This is a genomic window from Kitasatospora sp. NPDC005856 (assembly GCF_040629945.1).
GTDB lineage: Bacteria > Actinomycetota > Actinomycetes > Streptomycetales > Streptomycetaceae > Kitasatospora.
Genome location: NZ_JBEXWT010000235.1, coordinates 1 through 1,301 on the forward strand (window position 1 = coordinate 1; position 1,301 = coordinate 1,301).

General features: G+C 68.2%; 1 protein-coding gene. It reads right to left on the reverse strand.

All coding sequences use genetic code 11. The features are described 5' to 3' along the window. Positions 1-39: 39 nt before the first annotated feature. Positions 40-1,229, reverse strand: a protein-coding gene (locus ABZ449_RS42160; protein WP_360357476.1) for an IS3 family transposase whose coding sequence is annotated in 2 segments (ribosomal slippage) — positions 40-965 and positions 965-1,229 — 1,191 coding nt in all. Because the reading frame shifts where the segments join, the coding sequence is not laid out codon by codon here. Positions 1,230-1,301 lie beyond the last annotated feature (72 nt).

Genomic DNA, 1,301 nt, shown 5'->3' on the forward strand with positions numbered 1-1,301 from the left:
TGAGCTGCCCCGACTTCCGTGGAGTCCGCGATCGTGTGATCAGGCGGCTTGAGGGGCTTGCTCCAGTCTCGCCCAGTACGCCTGTTCGTACTCGTCGGGCGGCGTGTAGTCGAGGGCGGAGTGGAGGCGTTCACCGTTGTACCACGCGACCCACTGGAAGACGGCCCGCTCGACCTCGTCGAAGTCCCGCCAGGGTCCCTGATGTTCGATCAGTTCGGCCTTGAACGTGCCGTTCAGGGCCTCGGCCATCGCGTTGTCGTACGAGTCCGCGACGGAGCCGACGGATGCGGACGCGCCGATCTCCGCCAGTCGCTCTGTGTAGCGAATGGATACGTATTGCGACCCGCGGTCGCTGTGATGAATGAGGCCGACGTCCTTCTTGATCCTCTGCCGCCACAGCGCCATCTCCAACGCGTCCAGCGGAAGGTCGGTCCGCATGTGGGTGGCAGCCTGCCAGCCAACGATCCGGCGGGAGTACGCGTCCAGGACGAACGCCACGTACACCCAGCCCGACCAGGTACGGATGTAGGTCAGGTCGGCCAGCCACAGCTGGTTGGGCTGCTCGGCTGTGAACCGTCGGTTGACCAGGTCCGGCGGACGCGGGGCGGCCGGCTCCGGGACCGTCGCGCGGCGCCGCTGCCCTCGGATGACCCCCTCGATCCCGAGCTCGCGCATCAGCCGCTCGACGGTGCAGCGCGCCACCGCGTGGCCGGCGCGGACGAGTGCGCGGGTGACCCGGCGAGCGCCATAGGTGCGGCCGGAGTCCTCCCACACGCCAGTGACCAGCGGAATCAGTTCCTCGTCACGCACGCGGCGAGCCGATCTCGGCCGCTGCTTGCGCGCGAAGTACGTCGACGGGGACAGGCCCAGTACCCGGCAGACGGGATCGACCCCGAAGCCGTCACGCAGGTGGTCGATCACCTGCTCGGCTTCGTCCGGGGACGGTCGATCTCCTGGGCAAAAAACACCGAGGCGGCCTTGAGGATCTCGTTGGCCCGCCTCAACTCGGCGTTCTCCTTGCGGAGCTCCTTCAGCTCGTCGCGTTCGGCAGTGGTTAGGCGGTCGTCGCGCTCGCCAGCGTCGGCCTCGGCCTGGCGGACCCATGACCGCAGGGCCTCGGGGTGGATGCCCAGGTCGCGGGCGACGTGGGCCACCGGCCGCCCGGTCGAGCGAACCTCGCGGACGGCGCGCTCGCGGAGTTCATCGGGGTACTTACGGGGTGCTGGCACTGCAGGTGGTTCTCCTTACGCCTGGATCGTAACCCAGGCTTCAAGGACTCCACGAAGATCAGTGCAGCTCAG